This window comes from Pseudomonas sp. E141 (assembly GCF_052659885.1).
Genome location: NZ_CP084024.1, coordinates 2,990,302 through 3,006,964 on the forward strand (window position 1 = coordinate 2,990,302; position 16,663 = coordinate 3,006,964).

16 protein-coding genes are annotated in these 16,663 nt (G+C 59.0%); 10 read left to right on the forward strand and 6 right to left on the reverse strand.

Features of this window, described 5'->3' with window-relative positions:
- Positions 1-36 precede the first annotated feature (36 nt).
- From GKKCFE_RS13345 to GKKCFE_RS13355, 3 genes are read left to right on the forward strand one after another with little or no spacing between them, the layout of a single operon-like run.
- Positions 37-513, forward strand: a complete 477-nt coding sequence (locus GKKCFE_RS13345) for a DUF2271 domain-containing protein (protein WP_445577991.1) — start codon at positions 37-39, stop codon at positions 511-513.
- 25 nt (positions 514-538) lie between these two features.
- Complete coding sequence (locus GKKCFE_RS13350) at positions 539-2,719, forward strand: PepSY domain-containing protein (RefSeq protein WP_445577992.1); 2,181 nt, start codon at positions 539-541, stop codon at positions 2,717-2,719.
- On the forward strand, positions 2,709-3,674 hold the full coding sequence (locus GKKCFE_RS13355; RefSeq protein WP_139050066.1) for an FAD:protein FMN transferase: 966 nt from the start codon (positions 2,709-2,711) through the stop codon (positions 3,672-3,674). Before GKKCFE_RS13350 ends, GKKCFE_RS13355 begins: the two co-directional genes overlap by 11 nt.
- A gap of 87 nt (positions 3,675-3,761) precedes the next feature.
- Here GKKCFE_RS13355 and GKKCFE_RS13360 read toward each other — a convergent pair whose 3' ends face one another.
- The gene (locus GKKCFE_RS13360; RefSeq protein ID WP_107322795.1) at positions 3,762-4,616 is read right to left on the reverse strand and encodes a LysR family transcriptional regulator; all 855 of its coding nucleotides are present in this window, start codon (positions 4,614-4,616) and stop codon (positions 3,762-3,764) included.
- Between the two features lie 74 nt (positions 4,617-4,690).
- On the opposite strand from GKKCFE_RS13360, the gene GKKCFE_RS13365 reads away from it, so the two are divergent.
- On the forward strand, positions 4,691-5,638 hold the full coding sequence (locus GKKCFE_RS13365) for a DMT family transporter (RefSeq protein WP_445577993.1): 948 nt from the start codon (positions 4,691-4,693) through the stop codon (positions 5,636-5,638).
- Positions 5,639-5,644: 6 nt separating this feature from the next.
- Here the strand turns inward: GKKCFE_RS13365 and GKKCFE_RS13370 are convergent, their stop codons facing one another.
- Together GKKCFE_RS13370 and GKKCFE_RS13375 are read right to left on the reverse strand one after the other, a co-directional pair.
- Positions 5,645-6,181, reverse strand: coding sequence for a DUF488 domain-containing protein (locus GKKCFE_RS13370; RefSeq protein ID WP_047225640.1), 537 nt, complete (start codon positions 6,179-6,181; stop codon positions 5,645-5,647).
- A 92-nt stretch (positions 6,182-6,273) separates the two neighbouring features.
- Positions 6,274-7,182: a LysR substrate-binding domain-containing protein gene (locus GKKCFE_RS13375; protein WP_445578038.1), complete on the reverse strand. Its 909-nt coding sequence runs from the start codon at positions 7,180-7,182 to the stop codon at positions 6,274-6,276.
- Positions 7,183-7,273: 91 nt separating this feature from the next.
- Here GKKCFE_RS13375 and GKKCFE_RS13380 point away from each other — a divergent pair, with 91 nt between their 5' ends.
- Positions 7,274-8,266, forward strand: coding sequence for a DMT family transporter (locus tag GKKCFE_RS13380; protein ID WP_445577994.1), 993 nt, complete (start codon positions 7,274-7,276; stop codon positions 8,264-8,266).
- 47 nt (positions 8,267-8,313) lie between these two features.
- On the opposite strand, the gene GKKCFE_RS13385 is transcribed toward GKKCFE_RS13380, so the two are convergent.
- On the reverse strand, positions 8,314-9,288 hold the full coding sequence (locus GKKCFE_RS13385) for a LysR family transcriptional regulator (RefSeq protein ID WP_445577995.1): 975 nt from the start codon (positions 9,286-9,288) through the stop codon (positions 8,314-8,316).
- A 145-nt stretch (positions 9,289-9,433) separates the two neighbouring features.
- Here GKKCFE_RS13385 and GKKCFE_RS13390 point away from each other — a divergent pair, with 145 nt between their 5' ends.
- Positions 9,434-10,636, forward strand: coding sequence for an MFS transporter (locus tag GKKCFE_RS13390; protein WP_445578039.1), 1,203 nt, complete (start codon positions 9,434-9,436; stop codon positions 10,634-10,636).
- Between the two features lie 70 nt (positions 10,637-10,706).
- On the opposite strand, the gene GKKCFE_RS13395 is transcribed toward GKKCFE_RS13390, so the two are convergent.
- Together GKKCFE_RS13395 and GKKCFE_RS13400 are read right to left on the reverse strand one after the other, a co-directional pair.
- Positions 10,707-11,486 carry an EAL domain-containing protein gene (locus GKKCFE_RS13395; RefSeq protein ID WP_417691967.1) on the reverse strand — a complete coding sequence of 260 codons (780 nt, stop codon included), beginning with the start codon at positions 11,484-11,486 and terminating at the stop codon, positions 10,707-10,709.
- 136 nt (positions 11,487-11,622) lie between these two features.
- Positions 11,623-12,945 (reverse strand): APC family permease, encoded by a 1,323-nt coding sequence (locus GKKCFE_RS13400; protein WP_139050065.1) that lies wholly within the window; start codon positions 12,943-12,945, stop codon positions 11,623-11,625.
- A 255-nt stretch (positions 12,946-13,200) separates the two neighbouring features.
- On the opposite strand from GKKCFE_RS13400, the gene napE reads away from it, so the two are divergent.
- Genes napE through GKKCFE_RS13420 form a run of 4 tightly spaced genes read left to right on the forward strand, consistent with a single transcriptional unit; the run spans position 13,201 to position 16,663 of the window.
- Positions 13,201-13,368 (forward strand): periplasmic nitrate reductase, NapE protein, encoded by a 168-nt coding sequence (gene napE / locus GKKCFE_RS13405; protein ID WP_047225634.1) that lies wholly within the window; start codon positions 13,201-13,203, stop codon positions 13,366-13,368.
- Between the two features lie 36 nt (positions 13,369-13,404).
- On the forward strand, positions 13,405-13,665 hold the full coding sequence (locus GKKCFE_RS13410; RefSeq protein ID WP_047225633.1) for a chaperone NapD: 261 nt from the start codon (positions 13,405-13,407) through the stop codon (positions 13,663-13,665).
- Entirely contained in the window at positions 13,662-16,166 is a 2,505-nt protein-coding gene (napA, locus tag GKKCFE_RS13415) for a nitrate reductase catalytic subunit NapA (protein WP_139049864.1), read from the forward strand. The genes GKKCFE_RS13410 and napA overlap by 4 nt, the downstream gene beginning before the upstream one ends.
- A gap of 11 nt (positions 16,167-16,177) precedes the next feature.
- Positions 16,178-16,663, forward strand: a complete 486-nt coding sequence (locus tag GKKCFE_RS13420) for a nitrate reductase cytochrome c-type subunit (protein ID WP_445577996.1) — start codon at positions 16,178-16,180, stop codon at positions 16,661-16,663.

Below are 16,663 nucleotides of genomic sequence, written 5' to 3' on the forward strand. Positions count from 1 at the left end.
CAGGCTCTGTATCAACGCTCAAGAAAGGACAAGGCCATGAAAAAATTTATCGCTGCAACCTGTATCGCCGGCGCTATCAGCATCGCCCTGCCGGGGCTGGCCCAGGCCCGCGAAGTCACCCTGACGACCCAACTCAAACGCTACAGCGGAAATGATGCGTATCTGGCGATTTATCTCACTGATGCCAACGGTCAATACCAGAAGACTCTTTGGGTGGCCGGAAAAAAATCCAAGTATTACAAGCACCTGAGTGACTGGGCACGTGGAAGCAAGCTCAATCCCAGTGAGTTCGACGGGGTCAGCGGCGCCAGTGTCGGCAGTGGGCGCACACTCAAAGTCAGCGTCGAGCTTGCAGATACCCTGATCGATGCCGGGTATCAGATCCGAATCGACAGTGCCGTTGAAGACAAGCGTGATGTCCGCGCCGATGTCAGTGTCCCCCTGACGTCCGAAGGCGCAGGCAAGCCGGCGGCCGGCAGTACTTACGTCGAATCCTTTACTTACGATTTGTAGCCCCTGCCGTTTCCGGAGACTGAACATGCTTCGCCAGTTTCATTCCCTGCCCGGCCTGATCGCTGCCCTGCTGGTCATGTTGTTGGCCATCAGCGGCGCGATTTTGTCGGTCAACCCGGCTCTGGAACGCCTGGCCGGCACGGCCACCGCCGCCGGGCAGGTCAACGTCGGTCAGTTGGCCGGGCGCGTAGCCAAGCACTTTCCCGGCGTGGAGCAGATCCAGCGCACAGCGTCGGGGACCGTCATCGTCTACTACAACCAGGACGGTCAGGCTGGAGCCGAAAAGGTTGACCCACTGACGGGTCGAGGCTTGGAGGCTTATGAACCATCCGCCTTCTCGCGCTGGATGAAGGGGCTGCACCGGTCGCTGTTGCTTGGCACACCAGGTCATGGAGTAGCGGGCGTCGGCGCGCTGTTCATGCTGCTACTGTCAGTCTCCGGAGTGCTGTTGTTGGTCCGTCGGGTGGGCGGCTGGCGCAACCTTCTGCGGCCATTGCGTGGCGACTTCAACCAGCGCTGGCACGCTGAAGTCGGCCGTCTGATCTTGCCTGGGCTGCTCCTGTCGGCACTCAGCGGGCTTTATATGTGCGCCACGACCTTCGACTTGATTGCCGACGGCAGCCAAAGTGAGCCCACCTTTCCCACCTATGTCAGTACCGGCCCGGCGTTGTCGGTGGCGAACCTGCCAGCCTTGCAGGTCACCGATCTGAATGACCTGCGCGAACTGGTCTATCCAAGTCCCAGCAACCCGCAGGACGTGTATTCCTTACGCACAGCCCAGGGTGACGGCTACGTGGACCAGGCCTCAGGCGCCTTGCTGTCTTACCAGGCCCACGACGCCATGCACAACGCCTACGAAATGATCTATCAACTGCATACAGGTGAGGGCCTCTGGTGGCTCGGCTTGTTGCTAGGCCTCTGTGCACTCTGTGTGCCGTTGATGAGCATCACCGGCATCCTGATGTGGTGGGACCGCCGCAGATCCGGACCCAACATCCGCAATAACAGCACCGCGCAAACCGCCGACAGCGTGATCCTGGTGGGCAGTGAACACAACACCACGTGGGGGTTCGCCAACGCCTTGCATGTTGCTTTGCATGAGGCCGGCCACCGTGTCCATAGCGCGGCGATGAACCAGTATTCCAATGACTACGGCAACGCCCAGCGCCTGTTCATCCTCACCGCGACCCACGGCGACGGCGACGCTCCGGCCCAGGCTGCGCAGTTTCTGGCAAGGCTGGCCAAAGTCGGTCTCAAGCCTGGTCAGCCATTCGCCGTACTGGGCTTTGGTGACCGGCAGTTTCCACGTTTCTGTCAGTTCGCCCAGCAGGTACAGGAAGCCTTGTTGCAGGCCGGTGGTTCACCCTTGATGGGGCTGGAGACCATCAACCGCCAATCTTCTCAGGAGTTTGCCCGTTGGGGCCGAGCATTGGGCGAGGTGTTGGGGGATGACCTGATGCTGGTCCACACGGCAAAACAACCGCATACCCATAGACTGGTGCTGGCCGAGCGCATCGTCTACGGTGAAAAGGTAGACACCCCCACCCACGTACTGCGTTTCAAGGCGCCTGGAAGGTTGCCCACCTTTGAAGCCGGTGATCTGGTTGGCATTCTGCCCCCTGGCAGCTCGGTTCCGCGTTTCTACTCGCTGGCCTGTGGTTCACAGGACGGCGTGTTGGAGATATGCGTACGCAAACACAAAGGGGGCTTGTGCTCACAATTGCTCCACAGTCTGGACATCGGCGCGCCGATAGAAGCCTTTATCCAGCCCAACCCACAATTTCGCCCGGCCTTGGGCGCTCACCCCGTGATTCTCATCGGCGCCGGTACTGGCATAGGTCCCCTCGCCGGTTTTATTCGTAATAACACGGCCCACCATCCCATGCATCTGTATTGGGGCGGGCGCAACCCGACATCGGATTTCCTTTACGAGTCGGAGCTGAACGGCTACCTGGCCGACCACCGCCTCACCGCACTGCGCCCCGCCTTCTCCCAGGCGATGGATCCCTGTTACGTGCAAGACCGGCTGATCAACGATGCGAAAATCCTGCGACAGTTGATTGAGAATGGTGCTCAGGTGTTGGTATGTGGCGGTCGTGAAATGGCCAAAGGCGTGATGCAGGCACTGGATGAAATACTCGCGCCGCTCAACCTGAGTGTGCAGGCCCTCAAGGTACAAGGACGCTACCGTGAAGATGTCTACTGAACTGCAACGCTACAGCCTCAATGGCGAGACCATGGGCACCCGATACACGGCCCTGTTCTATGCTGGAGCCGAGCTGGATACCAACGAGGTTGGCTGCAGCCTGGCATGTGCCGTTTCCCGGGTAGACCAGCAAATGTCCATTTGGAAACCCGACTCCGATCTCAACCGCCTCAACAGCGCCCCCGAACACCAATGGGTGCCTGCGCCCAAAGAACTGGTTACGGTGCTGGCGGCTGCGCTGCGTGTCAGCGAGCAATCTGGCGGCGCTTTTGATATCGCCGTCGGTGACCTGGTAGAGGCTTGGGGATTTGGTTGCAGCGAAAAATCTGCCACGCAACCGGTGCTCGGTACGTTGCCACTCCATGCCAGACCATCCGCCAGCGCAGGACTGGTGGTGGACCGGCAGCGTAATCAAGTGCGTAAACGTGGGCCGCTGCATCTCAACCTGAATGGGATTGCCAAGGGTTTTGGTGTCGATGAACTGGCCCGCTGCCTGGAAAGGTTTGGTATCACTTGCTATCTGGTTGGTATTGACGGCGAGATGCGTGCCGGGGGTCTAAAACCTGACGCCCAACCTTGGAAAGTCGCCATCGAAAAACCCTGTCGGGGCGTGCGTGAAGTCATGGGCGTCATGGAACTCAGCGAGGCTGCCATCGCAACATCCGGGGATTACCGACACTGGATCGATGTGAAGGGGCAGTCCTACGCCCATACTATGAACCCGGCTACGGGCGCTCCAGCGCGCAACTCGCTCGTGGCCGTCACGGTGGTGGCCAATTCCTGCATGCTCGCCGACGCCTGGGCCACAGCGCTGCTGGTATTGGGCGAAACCGATGGCCCTCGCCTGGCACAAGAGCGCGGCATGGACGCTTTGTTCGTCCTGCGTGATGCAGACCAGTTCAAAGAAATCTCGATTGTCGGCGGACAATTGCAAACGCGCATTCAGACGCACTGACGGGGCGATACGGGTGATCCCATCCCGGACGCCGCCGTTGTCGGGCGATAAAAAACAACCCTGGCGTGGTTGCGCCCGGCCCTTTCATCAAAGCCGAAAGTATTGCTGCATGGCCCGGGAGAGCAGGTTCACCGCCTCATCGGCATGGGACGCCTGCGCTCGAATGAACACCACCTCGTGCTCCGGCACCCGGGGCAGATCATCGAGGATCTGCATCTTGTCCGTCACCCGGGCCCGGTCTATCAGACTGATCGCCAAGCCGGCCTCCACACACGCCTTGACGGCCTGGGTGGAGGGGCTTTCCAGGACAATGCGCGATTTGCGAGCGCATTGCTTCAGCGCTTCCACCATGGCTTGTCGATAAGGGCACTGCGCCGCATGCACGGCCAGTGGCAGCGGCTGCGTCGAGGCAATCACGCTATTGATCGGGCCGACCCAAACAGGTGTCGTGGAGGTTAACCGCAGCGACTCTGTGTCCGGCAGCTCCTTCGGCCGGGCAATCACCGCAGCCTGAAGTTTTTCACGTTGAACCTGATCACGTAGCGCGTAGCTTGGCGCCGTCCTGAGCTCCAGTACCACGTTCGGCCAGGCGGCTGCGAATGTCGGAAGGATGTCGCGGATGACATGGTCCGCATATTCATCCGGCACGCCCAAGGTGATACGCCCCGCCAGGCGGGTGCCATGCAGGTCGGCCAAGACCCGGTCGTGGGTACTGAGCAACTCGGTGGTAGACAGGAGCAAACGCTTGCCCAGTGCGGTAAGGGAAACCGCCTGATTGTCACGGTTGAGCAATCGTCCACCGGCGACCGCTTCCAGCCGCTGGATGTGCACGCTCACCGCTGCCGGGCTTTTGTGCAGTTGCTCCGCCGCCGCACTGAATTTGCCGATGCGCGCCACCGCATGAAAAGTCCGTATCAGTTCGATATCGAGTATGGCCGGCATAATTCAACCTTTGTGAATGACTGCTGCACTATATTTTGATTTATTAGATTAGCCTGCTTTCGTAGCCTGTGGGCATGAATGCATACCGATCGATCTCATGCCCTGCTCTCTCCAAACCTCAATGGCACCAGGCGATACCTCTGTTCTTACTCGAGGCGGCGCTGGTGTTGAGCTGGAGTTCAGGCTTCATCGGCGCGCGCTTCTCGCTTGATTACGCGCCGCCGTTACTGGTCGTGTTCTGGCGCTGCGTGCTGGTCACGCTCGTTCTGTTCCCGTTTGTCGCCAGGAACTTGAGGCGAACCTCGGCTGCCGTGCTGTTGAAAAACGCCGGCATCGGTTTGCTGGCCATGGCGGGGTATCTGGCGGGTATTACCCAAGGCATTGCCTTGGGCGTACCGGCCGGGCTCGCTGCCCTGTTCGCCGACCTTCTTCCCATGGGCCTGGCTTTATTGGCCGCGGGCGTCCTGGGACAGCGACTGGCCTGGCCGGTTTGGGCCGGCCTGGTCATCGGTCTGGTCGGGGCCGCGCTGGTGACACATGGCGCGCTGGCCTGGGGCGATGCGCCCTTATGGACTTATGCGCTGCCGCTGCTTGGCATGCTTTCACTCGCCGTCGCGACATTGTGGCAAAAGCACCTGCCGCCATCGCAGTCCTTTGGCCTACTCCCCAACCTATGGCTGCAATGCTGTGTTTCAGGCTTTGCCTTCGCTTTGGTCGAGGGCTTACAGGGCAGCCTCGCACCGATACCCAGCACAGGTTTTGTCTTGAGTGTCCTGTGGACCGCGGGCTTGTCTACGATTGGCGGATATGGGCTCTACTGGCTGTGTCTGCGCCGCGCGTCAGCCACCCGGGTTGCCAGCGTCCTGTACCTCAGCCCACCCGTTACGATGCTGTGGGCCTGGGCGATGTTCAACGAACCTCTTTCCTGGCAAATGGTGTCGGGCATGGCGGTGTCCGGGATCGGCATCTGGATGGTGGTGCGCACCGAAGCTCGGCAGCCAGTGGCCGACACAGCTCAGTAGCCCTGTTCACTCTCCAGCGGGATAAGTCAATTTCAGCCCGTGAACCTTCGCAGCCGGACTCAACACCGCTGTATTGGCTTTATCTTTGTCCATGATATGGATGACTTCTACACCGCGAAGCAACAGATAGTCGGCGACGATCCTGCGATGGCAGCGCCACCAAACAGCCTCCGCACACATGATGGCGCAGTGGTGAGTCTTGCTGAGCGCGAGGAGGCGATTCAGACCGACCTCAAATTCTTGCGAAAGGGCGTAGTCCGCGTAGTTATGGAAACTTCGATTGACCCAGAATGCGTTGACCTCATCGGCAACGGTCTTTGATTTTTTTCGTAATCCGCCAAGCTCCGGAATCTGTTGATGCCCGATATCGAATTCGGCCAGTCGGTGTGCAAGCGTATCCAGATTGTATTGAGGATTTGTCCGTGATCGCGGGACGGTCCTGATATCGACAATGGTATCGACACCAAAACCGCTGACGATCTCCACGAACTGTTCGAGGGTTCGGGTCGAATGACCCACTGTGTAAACACGGACACTTTGCATAAATACTAATCCACACCTGATTCCTTTCAGATGACCTGTGCAAGCAAGCCAGGTTCTAGTGGATTCACGCAAATCCGCCAGGGTGACAGCCGTCAGCCCTCACTTGCCAACTCCCCCTCAAGCCACTCGATCAGTGCGCTCACTTCAGCGCGATCTGCTGCGTGCGAACTTCTGAAAACCGATATCGCTTCAGGCAACGGAACGCTTTGCGCGCAAGGCCTCACCAAAGCCCCACGCTCAATCAGCCTTGCGGCGGTGCGGCGCCATCCCAGTGCAATTCCGTGCCCCTCCACCGCCGCCTGAAGCATCAAGGGGTAGCTGTCAAATACTGTGCCTTGAAGATCAACAGCCGGTATCTGTCCAAACGCTTTCAGCCAACCCTCCCACTGCATCCAGTGAGGCGGCGTGGTGCGATAGTGCAAAAGCGTGTGGCGAGCCAGCTCACTGACCTGCATGGGCGCTTGGACATTGAGGTATTGCGGACTGCACACCGGAAACACCTCATCGCTAGCGGTAAAGACCAGAACATGCGCACCACTGGGGCGCCCGGTGCTTTGCAAGGCCACGTCAAAATGCTCATTGAATTCAGTCAGCGGCCGGGTTGAAGTGGCCACCTGGATTTCGATCTCCGGGTATTGCTGGTGGAATGACGAAAGGCGCGGCATCAGCCAGTAGAACGCCTCGCACAATTGGCACAGCAGAACGACACGGTTCTTGCCAGGCGCCTGGCGAAGGGTCTCGGCGACATCGCTGATACTGCGCAAGGAGCTGCTCACCACACGCCCAAGCTCGCGTCCTTCCTGGGTGAGAAACACTGCGCGGTTGCGCCGACTGAAGAGCTTTAGCCCAAGATTCTCTTCAAGTCCGCGTATCTGCCGACTGATCGCCGCTTGGGTAATGTGCAGCTCCTCGGCGGCCTTCGAAAAACTCTCCAGCCGCGCCGCTGCTTCAAAAGGCAACAAACTGGCGAGCGGCGGTAAAGACTTTCCAAGCGTATTCATAATCACCGGTAATGCATCCGTGGCCGAGAACTCGTTTGTAGCATAGCCCTGACGCTGCGCAACATGAGCTGAATGTCTCATGGATAGACCGATGCTCAGGAATGACTCAAACACCACCGCAGGCGTGGCCCTCGCCGTCGTCGCCACTCTGAGTTGGGCCTTGAATTTCGTAGCGCCCTACGTCACCGGTGCCTATTCGATCTACGACTTGATGATCGTTCGGTTTCTGATCGCCGGGACGCTGGGTGTGGGCGTCATGGTGTTCTATCGAGCTCGACTTCGACGCCTGAGCCGCGAACAGCAGCTTCTTGGCGCAAGCCTGGGAATTATCGGGTACCTCGGCTATAGCACTTGCATTGCCGCCGGAGTGATTTACGGAGGGCCGGTACTGACCCCGGCGCTTATTGGCATGGTGCCGCTTCTGCAGGCCGCGCTCGGCAACGCCACGAGCAGAACCCTCGAATGGCGCAAGCTCGCGATACCACTGGCGTTGATGACTGGCGGGCTGTTGCTGTTGAACGTCGGCAGTCTCAATCACCTCCCAACTGGCGACAATGCCTGGCGCAAGGGGCTGTTCTTTTCAATCAGCGCAGTGATCCTCTGGCTCGTATTCGCCGCGTTGAATCAAAGGGGCCTGGAAAAACTTGCCGTCAACGCATCAGGGGCCTGGACCGGCTTGATGATGGCAGGCGCCGGGCTGGGCACCTTGATCGCCTTACCCGCCGTACTGGTGCTTGATCTTCTGAAACTGCCAAGTCTGGGTTTCAGTGTTTCCGTGGCTGGGCCGTTATATGCCTGGGGGCTCTTTATCGCGCTGATGTCGTCGGTCGTCGGGGCCTGGGCGTGGAATGCCGCGTCCCGTCGCCTGCCCATGGTGCTTAGCGGGCAGCTGATATCCCTGGAGTCACTCTTCGCGACGATACTGGGCCTGATGTTTCATCAGCGACTGCCCACTCTTTGGGAAACCTCAGGGCTAGCCGGTGTTCTTGTCGGCGTGGTTGTGGCCGTGCGTATCATCCTGACATCCAGCGAATCGACCGACCGCGCCCGACACGAGGAGAACATCGCCAGGCGCACCCGGTGATGCATCTTTCACTGATCATCGTTTCGCTGCTGCCATGATCTGCTGGACTATACGTCCACGGCCTTGCGGGAATTGACTTCAGGCCGATGGCCGTGGCGCGGCTTGCCACCTACCGGCTGACACAAATTGGCCGCAAGTGCTTCCAGCAAGGCACTGACCTTGGGAAGCTTCTCACGGCTTTTCTGCCAGGCAAGGTTGATCACCATTCCGTCGGTTGCCAGATGGGCAAGCACCTCAATCAACGTGCCCTCCTCAAGCTGCCGCTGGATCAACCATGAAGGTAACTGTGCAATCCCGCACCCGGCCGATACCGCAGCAACCAGCCCTTCACCGTCCCCCACGACCAACGCTGGCGACACCTGCTTTCTTACCGTCTCGCCGGGACGCTCACCGGCAAAATTCCACGGACTGAGCTTGCCGTCCGGCCAGCCGTAGGCGATGCACTGGTGATGTTCCAGATCGCGATCGGTCATGGGGATGCCATGCTTGGCCAAGTACACGGGTGAAGCACAGAAGACATGCCACTCACGACCCAGGTAACGATGCCCCAGCGCGTCTGGCCAAACCTGTGAGCCGCCAATGGTGACGACGATATCCACGCCTTCCTGGAGAGGGTCGATGAAACGATCCGTGAACGAGATGTGCGGCACCAGCCGCGGATAGTCCTGGATACACCGCAAGATGATGGGCATCACTTGCGAACGACCAAAGGCTGCCGGAAGGTCAAGCCGGACCCTGCCCTGTGGCTCGGCGTCTTCAGCACGCAGCGACAGCTCGGCCTCTTCAAGGTCTGCAAGCACCCCCGTGCAGGTGCGATAGAACGCCGTCCCAGCGTCCGTCAGCGATACCCGCCGGGTGGTGCGATCGAACAATCGAGCGCCAAGACGGCTCTCCAGACGGGCGACGCTTTTGCTGATGGCCGAGCCCGTGAGGCTCATCCGCTCTGCGGCGGCCTTGAAGCTGCCGGATTCGGCGACGCAGACAAAGACATCGATCCCCTTCAATCGCTCGGAGGAAAACATTAGGCGTCCTGTTATTGATGAATTAAGTTCAACCTGCAATGGAAAATCCATCATAAATCAGAACTGGATTCCTCAGTAAACTTGCCGCGAGCGTATTGCGCCACGCTGCGCCCCTGGCAATGATCGATTGAACAAAGAGGCAAGGATGCTCGCTACCCTTAGAAACTACCCCACGACCGTCAACTTGCTGCTTTGCGCGTCTTCGATACTGACGTTGAGCCGAGCGATCACGCTGCCCTATCTGGTTATCTATCTGTCCGAAAACTTCGCCATGGGTGTGGCGGATATCGGAGTGGTCATCGGCAGCACACTGATCATTGGATCGCTATTGAGCCTCTATGGCGGTTTCCTGGTTGACAGGCTCTCCAGCTACCGACTCATTCTGGGGTTCAGTGGGTTGTTCAGCCTGGGGTTCCTTGGGGCAGTCGTGACGCGCGAACTCTGGCTTTTTTTCATCTGCCTGGTGCTGATCAATCTGGCATATGCCGTCATCGATATAGCGGTCAAAGCGGGATTTGGCAGCTTGCTCCCCGCCGCCGAACGCAGCGAAGTGTTCTCGATCAAATACACGCTGACCAACATCGGCTATGCCGTCGGACCGTTTCTCGGGGCGGGAATTGCCAAGCTAGGGATCAGCTTGCCCTTTCTATTGTCTGCCGGGCTCGGTGCCGGCTTCTTTCTCATTTACTTCGTTTGGGGCGACAGACATTCCGCCCCCGTCGACGCAGGCCAGGCGCCTGTGCCTTTCCTGGCGGTGGGCAAGGTTCTGCTTCACGACTACCGGCTGGTATGTTTCACCCTTGGCGGCCTGCTCAGCGCCGTGGTCTTCGGCCAGTTCACCGCCTATCTCTCGCAGTATCTGGTGGTTACAACCACGCCGGAGAACACCTACCGAATCATCAGCGCTATCGTCACGACCAATGCGCTGATGGTGATCAGCTTGCAATATTCCATCGGCAAGAAAATATCCCATCGGCATCTGAATCTTTGGCTGCTGGCCGGGCTGGGAATGTTCCTCATGGGCCTGGCCGGTTTCGCCCTGTCCAACTCGGTGATGTTCTGGGTGATGTCCATGGCTGTATTCACTGTCGGGGAAATAATCGTATTCCCCGCGGAATACATGTTCATCGACAACATCGCGCCCAACCATCTGCGCGGCATGTACTACGCCGCGCAGAACCTCGGCAACCTGGGGGCCGCAGCCGGGCCGTTGCTCTGCGGCGTGGTCCTGGCCACGCAACCGCCCCACAGCATTTTCTACATGCTCGCGCTCTTTATTATCGCGGGAGGAGCCTTTTATATATTGGGCGCTTCCCGCTGGCTCAACCACGGCCGACAAAAACTGTAAAAGCCTCTGCCATCTCACCCAGCGAACAAAAAAGCTGTCTTCGGAACAGCCCGTGAACGCCCCGTACACCTCAGTCAAAACAGCCAGGCGGGAGGCGACCGACCTCGGGTCTTGCGAACAGGTATCCCTGCATCAGATCGATACCCAGCTCCAGGAGCGCGGCGCTTTCCCCACGCGTCTCAATGCCCTCGGCTATGACGGTAATGCCCAGGCGTTTGGCGACCAGGACGATACCCTCGACAATCGCTTGCTTGACGGTGTCTTGATCAATCGTGCGAGTCAACGCCATATCAATCTTCAGCACTTGCGGCTGAAACATGGCCAGCAGATTGAGCCCTGAGTAACCGGAGCCGAAATCGTCAATGGCGGTGGTGAAACCCTGGCGCTCGTACTCCACGAAAATCGACTTGAGGTGCTCAGGATCTACCACTTTCTCGCCTTCCGTCACTTCGAACATGAGTCGGTTTGGCGGGAAGTTTGTATTACGTGCGGCTTCCAGGGTTGCCCGGATACAGGTCTCGGGCCTGTACACGGCATTGGGCAGGAAATTGATGCTGAGCAGGCAATCGGCAATGTCCAGAATGCCCAGCCGGGCGGCTTCCTCGATCGCCTTCACGCGACACGCCTGGTCGAACCGGTAGCGGTTACCGTCATTGACCAGTCCAAGAATGTAGCCTGCCGATTCGCCATTGACGCCCCGCACCAACGCCTCATAAGCGAACGCGGTGCGCGTTCGTACATTGAAGATGGGTTGAAAGGCCATTGTGAAGTCGAACCCCAGCGCCTCATGGTTGCGGCATTCGGCGCAACCGAGGGATTTGAAGGCTGGGTCGGAGGAGTCTTGGGTCATGATCAGTATTCCGTTGCTTAACGGGGCATCCCCTGCACATGCAAGGAACTGTAGTCGACACCGTTTGAATCGGCACAGTCCGAGCTTTCTGGAGGACGTTTGAGTCCATGATTACCGACGGGACTCCTCCAGCCCGCTAGCCAGGCTTTATCGCCACGGGCATCGCGATACGCGTGCAGGCGTAAAGCAATATTCCGACAACCATCAAGGCTGCACCGCGAAGCCAGGTTTCCAGGCTTTGCTGACTGAGCAATATCAAACACGAAACGATAGCCAGAACGGGCACCCAGGTAGGCACCCGAAAATGCGCTTCCTCAACCGTGTCACGCCTTAACACCAATACCGCCAGATTTGTGCTGAGGAATACGAAAAGCAACAGCAGAACAACTGTCTGGGCCAATGCAGCAAGGGTGCCGGTCAGTGTCAACGCAATAGATACAAGGGTCGTGGCGATGATAGCGACCCAAGGCGTACGTCTGTTGGGCAGTACCTGCGCCAAGGCCTCCGGCAACAGCCCCAGACACGCCATTCCATAGGCGAGTCGACTGGCCATGATCAGAGTCAGCAACGCTCCGTTGGCCACGGCAATGAGCGCGATAAAGGCAAACACGCGAGGTGGAATGTTCAATCCCGATGCCCGGACGACTTCCAGCAACGGGGCCGACGTTGCGACCAGTTGCTCCATCGGCAGCACTGAAGAGGCTGCGACACCAACGGCCATGTAGACGACCCCGGCGGTCAACAATGCCGCAAATAAGGCGCGCGGATAGACCTTTCGAACATCACGTATTTCCTCAGCCAGATTGGCGGATGTTTCAAAGCCGACAAACGAATAGAAGGCCAGCAATGCCGCCCCCAACACCGCCAGCATCGGACTGACCCCCGGCTTGAATTGCAACGCGGCTTCCAGGTGAGCATCACCGGAACGGAAAAACCAGGCGGCAGCCACAACGACCAGAATCAGGCCTGACAGTTCTATGAGCGTCATCACCAGATTCGCCCCCAGAGACTCTTTTATTCCCCTGGCATTCAAGAGCGCTATGACCACCAGAAACACCAGGGCCGCGACGTGCGGTGAGACCTGAACAAATGCGCCCAGATAATCACCCGCGAAAGCCAGCGAAAGACCGGCAGCGCTTGTGACAGCCGCAGCCAGCATGCAGAACCCGACCAAAAACGAAATAAGCGGTGACTTGAATGCCTTCTCGGCATACACCGACGCCGCTCCCGCATGGGGGTATTTGGTGACCAGCTCCGCATACGAACCGGCCGTCAGCATTGCGAAGAATAATGCGACCAGCAACGGCACCCAGATCGCGCCGCCCACCTCCCCCGCGATCGTGCCGGCGAGCGCATAAACACCGGCGCCGAGTACATCGCCAAGAATGAAAAGAAACAGCATCGGTCCTGTCACCGCCCGGCGCAAGGAGGTCCGGGATTTAGGGGGCGTTACTTTCATATTCTGGCTCTGCTTCAAACATGCACGTGTTGGGTACCTCGCGTTGCGCCAGGCAGTGGTATGACTCTCTGAGTAGTGGAAGTATTTGCCCAGTGAAAGTTCAGAAATGTTCCCCATCATCGCGCCGTCCGGGTCAATCGTCAGAGTCATTTACTGGCCCTTGGTGGGACCGTTGGTCGAAAGCAAAATCGGGCAAACAGGCCAGTCCAGCAATCGTGATCTAGTATCAACGCAGGTTCGGCTGGAGAAGCCCCAATGTCGTTGGCTGAAGAACGCAAACCTGAACGCCGCAAGGAAACCCGGCTGTTCCTCTTCCTTGTCGTGTTCCTCTTTCCGCTGCTGTCGGTCGCCATCGTCGGCGGCTACGGTTTCCTCGTCTGGTTTTTCCAGATGCTGTATGGCCCTCCTGGCCCTCCCCACTGACCGGTGGCTTTTTCTTGAGGCTATTGGAGCCCGTTCATGGACGAAACCCTGCATATCGCCAGTCTTGTCGTACTTGCCCGACCGGAGATGTTCGACGCGGTCAAGGCCAACCTGCGCCTGCTCGATGGCCTGGAGCTGCATCAGGAAAGTGCCGCCGGAAAACTGGTGGTAGTGCTTGAAGCCGTGCATGAAGACCAGATCCTGCAACGCATCGACCAGATCAACAACCTGCCCGGCGTACTCAACGCGGCGTTGATCTATCACGAACTCCTCGAGCCCGAAGGAGACATCGAATGAGCATGACCCGCCGTGCATTCGTCAAGACCCAGGCCGCCGCCATTGCAGCCGCCGCTGCGGGCCTGCCGATCGTAACCTCTGCCAGCAACCTGGTGACCGAAGCGGACATGGTCACCCTGGACTGGAACAAGGCGCCTTGCCGGTTCTGTGGCACCGGGTGCAGCGTGATGGTCGCGACCCGGGATAACCGGGTGGTCGCCACCCATGGCGACGTGAAGGCCGAAGTCAATCGTGGGCTCAACTGCGTGAAAGGCTATTTTCTTTCAAAGATCATGTATGGCGTCGATCGCCTGACCCAGCCGCTGTTGCGCATGAAGAACGGTCAGTACGACAAGCAGGGCGAATTCCAGCCGGTCAGTTGGGAGCAAGCCTTCGACATCATGGAGCTGAAGTTCAAGCAGGCCCTGAAAAGCAAGGGGCCGGAATCGGTCGGTATGTTCGGCTCCGGACAGTGGACGGTCTGGGAAGGCTACGCCGCCAACAAACTGATGAAGGCCGGCTTTCGCACCAACAACATCGACCCCAACGCCCGCCATTGCATGGCCTCGGCGGTGATGGGTTTCATGCGCACCTTTGGCGCCGATGAACCCATGGGTTGTTATGACGACATCGAAGCCACCGATGCCTTCGTGCTCTGGGGCTCGAACATGGCCGAGATGCACCCGGTGCTCTGGAGCCGGGTCACCGATCGCCGCCTGAGCCAGCCCCATGTGAAAGTGGCGGTGCTGTCCACCTTCGAACATCGCAGTTTCGAGTTGGCCGACATCCCCATGGTGTTCAAGCCGCAAACCGACCTGCTGATTCTTAACTACATCGCCAACCACATCATTGAAAGCGGCGCGGTGAACCAGGATTTCATCAGCAAGCACACTCGCTTTGCCCGGGGTGCCGACGACATCGGCTACGGCCTGCGTCCTGACGACCCACGGGAAACCAGCGCGAAGAATGCCGGCAAGGCCAACACCTGGACGGATATTGACTTCGAGGCGTACGCCGCCTTCGTCAAGCCTTACACGCTGGAGCGAACCGCCAGGGAGACGGGGGTTGCACCTGAGCGACTGAAAAGCCTGGCGCAGTTGTATGCCGACCCCAAGCGTAAGGTCGTGTCGTTCTGGACCATGGGGTTCAACCAGCACACGCGTGGCGTCTGGGCCAACAACCTGATCTACAACATCCACCTGCTTACCGGCAAGATCAGTGAGCCGGGCAATAGCCCGTTCTCGTTGACCGGTCAACCGTCGGCCTGTGGCACGGCACGTGAAGTGGGGACTTTTTCCCACCGACTACCGGCCGACCTGGTGGTCACCAATCCCAAGCATCGCGCCACCGCCGAGAAAATCTGGAAGCTGCCCGCCGGCACCATCCAGGAAAAGCCCGGCTTCCACGCGGTGGAACAGAGCCGCATGCTCAAGGACGGTGTGCTCAACGTGTGCTGGACCCAGGCCAGCAACAACATGCAGGCCGGACCGAACATCATGCAGGAAGTCCTGCCGGGTTGGCGCAACCCGGACAATTTCATGATTGTCTCCGACGTCTACCCCACCGTTTCCGCCCAGGCCGCCGACCTGATTCTGCCCAGCGCCATGTGGGTGGAGAAGGAAGGCGCCTTCGGTAACGCTGAACGACGCACGCAATTCTGGCATCAGTTGGTGACGGCACCGGGAGACGCCCGGTCGGACCTGTGGCAGTTGATGGAATTTTCCAAGCGCTTCACCACCGATGAAACCTGGCCCGCCGAATTGCTCGCCAAGGCACCTGAGCTCAAGGGCAAGACCCTCTTCGAGGTGCTGTTCAAAAATGGCCAGGTGGACCAGTTCCCCGTCGAGCAGTTGGAAGCCGGCTACAAAAACGATGAAGCCAAGGCCTTTGGGTTTTACCCGCAGAAGGGGCTGTTCGAGGAGTACGCCCAATTCGGTCGCGGCCATGGACATGACCTTGCCGCGTTTGACCGTTACCACAGTGAACGGGGCCTGCGCTGGCCGGTGGTGGATGGCAAGGAAACCCGCTGGCGTTATCGCGAGGGGCTGGACCCCTATGTGGAGAAAGGCAGCGAGGTGCAGTTCTATGGCTATCCGGACAAGAAGGCGATCATTTTCGCCCTCCCCTACGAACCGCCGGCCGAGGCACCGGATGCGGACTACCCGTTCTGGCTGAGCACCGGGCGCGTTCTTGAACACTGGCACACGGGCAGCATGACCCAGCGAGTCGAAGAACTCTACAAAGCCGTGCCGGATGCGCTGGTGTACATGCATCCCGAGGATGCCAAGGCCTTGAAAGCACGGCGCGGCAGTGAAGTGAAGCTGATCAGCCGACGCGGTGAGATCCGTGCGCGCATCGAAACCCGCGGGCGCAACAAGCCGCCTCAAGGATTGGTATTCGTGCCGTTTTTCGACGCCAACAAGCTGATCAACAAGGTCACGCTCGATGCCACCGACCCGATCTCCAAGCAAACCGACTACAAAAAGTGCGCGATACGCATCGAGTTGGTCAGCGTGGCCTGAGGAGAACCCTGATGCTTTTTCGAATGCTGCCCTTGTTTCTGCTTGCCGCGATTGGCGTGGTGATCGCGGCTGAAATCAACTACCCGCTCGACGCGCCAGCTCCGGATGGGCGTCGCCCCGGCGGCACTCTGTCCCAGAACATGCCCGCCCCGCCCATTACCGATGAAGAAAACAAAGACCTCAAACGCGAGCGTAATTACCCGGACCAGCCGCCGACCATTCCCCACACCATCCGTGGCTATCAGGTCGACGCGAACGGCAACAAGTGCCTGTCCTGTCACAGCCGTGCCAACAGCGCACGGACCCAGGCAACGATGATCAGCATCACCCACTACATGGACCGCGATGGCCAAGCGCTGGCGGCCGTCTCACCACGTCGGTACTTCTGCAACCAGTGCCATGTACCGCAGGCGGACGTGAAGCCTTTGGTGGGAAACAATTTCGAGACAATCGACAAACTGCTGCTAGACAACGCCAACGCCACGAAGAAACCTTGA